This window comes from Streptomyces sp. NPDC058662, assembly GCF_042716255.1.
In the GTDB taxonomy this organism is placed as follows: Bacteria; Actinomycetota; Actinomycetes; order Streptomycetales; family Streptomycetaceae; genus Streptomyces.
In genome coordinates, this window is record NZ_JBHXRU010000006.1 from 4,646 (window position 1) to 6,638 (window position 1,993).

General features: G+C 72.0%; 3 protein-coding genes and 1 pseudogene. 3 read left to right on the forward strand and 1 reads right to left on the reverse strand.

The genetic code is table 11. The features are described from left to right. Both ACFWUQ_RS04245 and ACFWUQ_RS04250 read left to right on the forward strand, forming a co-directional pair. A pseudogene (locus ACFWUQ_RS04245) lies at window positions 1-227 on the forward strand (hypothetical protein); the annotation flags it as partial. Window positions 228-346: 119 nt separating this feature from the next. After that, entirely contained in the window at window positions 347-976 is a 630-nt protein-coding gene (locus ACFWUQ_RS04250) for a CGNR zinc finger domain-containing protein (RefSeq protein WP_384532521.1), read from the forward strand. On the opposite strand, the gene sodX is transcribed toward ACFWUQ_RS04250, so the two are convergent. After that, window positions 880-1,302 carry a nickel-type superoxide dismutase maturation protease gene (sodX, locus tag ACFWUQ_RS04255; RefSeq protein ID WP_384532524.1) on the reverse strand — a complete coding sequence of 141 codons (423 nt, stop codon included), beginning with the start codon at window positions 1,300-1,302 and terminating at the stop codon, window positions 880-882. The genes ACFWUQ_RS04250 and sodX overlap by 97 nt on opposite strands. A 171-nt stretch (window positions 1,303-1,473) precedes the next feature. Here sodX and sodN point away from each other — a divergent pair, with 171 nt between their 5' ends. Continuing rightward, window positions 1,474-1,869, forward strand: a complete 396-nt coding sequence (gene sodN / locus ACFWUQ_RS04260) for a superoxide dismutase, Ni (RefSeq protein WP_030036761.1) — start codon at window positions 1,474-1,476, stop codon at window positions 1,867-1,869. The last annotated feature ends 124 nt before the right edge of the window (window positions 1,870-1,993 follow it).

The following is a 1,993-nucleotide window of genomic DNA, read 5'->3' on the forward strand; positions in this document are numbered from 1 at the left end:
TCCAGTCGGTGGCGCGGGCGCGCGCGGCGCAGCACCTGGACCGCGTGGGACTCGGCGACACGGGCGGGAACTACCCCTCGCAGCGGGCCGGCGGCCAGCAGCAGCGGGGGGCCACGGCCCGCGCGATGCCCGAGGGGCGGTACGGATCTCCGTACCGCCCCTCGGGCGTTCGCCGGTCCGGGCCCGGGGGTGGCGGGAGGGTCTCGAAGTCCCTACCTGAGTCCTAGGACCGGATCGACGCCTGTACTCGCGGCTTCCGGGAACCGCTGGCGGGCGCGGTCCGTAATACTTCGTATCCGTCTCAGCTGTTACCGAGACGCCAAGCCCGCAGCCGTAAGGACTACAAGTGGAACTGGCCCATTACTCGGACTACGCCGTGCGCCTGGTCAACACCGAGGAGCCGGCCCGCAACAAGGACTCGCTCACCTCGGTGGACGCCGTCCGCGCCCTGTTCGGCGCCAGCGTGCAGATGGCGCGGCGGGTCACGGACACGGACGTCACCCGCTTCCGCAACGTCCGCGGCCGGCTGCGCAACGTCTTCGAGGCCGCCGACGGCGGCGACCACGTCCTCGCCGTCGACCTGCTGAACTCCCTGCTCATGGAGTTCCCCGTCAGCCCCCAGGTCTCCGGCCACAGGACCCTCGGCGAGGACGGCGCCCCCCACTGGCACATCCACCTCGCCGACCATCCCTCGAACGCCTCCGCGGGCTACGCCGCCATCGCGTCCATGGGCCTGGCCTTCCACCTCACCGAGCACGGCCCGGACCGCCTAGGGCTCTGCCAGGCCCCGCCCTGCCGCAACGCCTACCTCGACACCTCGACCAACCGCTCCCGGCGCTACTGCTCCGACCGCTGCGCCACCCGGGCCAACGTGGCCGCCTACCGCGCCCGCAAGCGCCTGGAGGCCGAGGAGTCCGCCCGCAGCGGACGCAGCGCCGAGACCGCCCAGGACAGCCGCGCCCTCAGCGAGAGCTGACCCCCCGCAAGCGGCCGGAACCGCAGGACCGCCGTCGCCAGCACCAGCTCACCGGGCACCGGCCCGTAGTCGGTGCTGTCGCCGCTCGCGTTGTACGGATTGTCGCCGAGCACCCACCAGCCGCCGCCCGGCCGCCGCTCGACCGCCCGCTTGACCACCAGCAGGTCCTGCTGGAAGGGATGGCGCAGCACCACCACGGCGCCCGGCCGGACGGCGCCCCCGTAGCGGACCAGCAGCCGGTCGCCGTCGACCAGCGTGGGCACCATCGAGGGCCCCGCCACCTCCACCACCTCGAACCGCCCGCGCCGGCGCGCCCTGTCCACCATGCGTGTCCTTTTCGTCACCCCCGCATGCTGCCGCACCGCCCCGTACATTCGCTCACCGGTCCCGCCGCGACCCTGGACTTTTGTCCTAAGCCCACGGGGGCGCCCGCGAAATGCGCTTCCCCAGCGAGTAATCTCCCCCTTGAGAAGACGATCACGAGGAGGACACACCCCATGCTTTCCCGCCTCTTCGCCCCCAAGGCGAAGGTCTCCGCCCACTGCGATCTCCCGTGCGGCGTGTACGACCCGGCCCAGGCCCGCATCGAGGCCGAGTCCGTCAAGGCCGTCCAGGAGAAGTACCAGGCCAACGACGACGCCGACTTCCGCGCGCGCGCCATCACCATCAAGGAGCAGCGCGCCGAGCTGGCCAAGCACCACGTCTCGGTGCTGTGGAGCGACTACTTCAAGCCGCCGCACTTCGAGAAGTACCCGCAGCTGCACACCCTGGTCAACGACACCCTGAAGGCCCTGTCGGCCGCCAAGGCGTCGAACGACCCGGCGACCGGCCAGAAGGCCCTCGACCTCATCGCCGAGATCGACCGCATCTTCTGGGAGACCAAGGCCGCCTGAGCCTTCGCCTCCGCACTCCGTACGCCGGCGGGGCCCGTCCCCAGGTGTCGGGCCCCGCCGGGAGTGCGCGTTGTTCGCCGCCGCCTGCCTAGGGCGGGATCCTCCTCGCCGAGGCCGTGCTAGC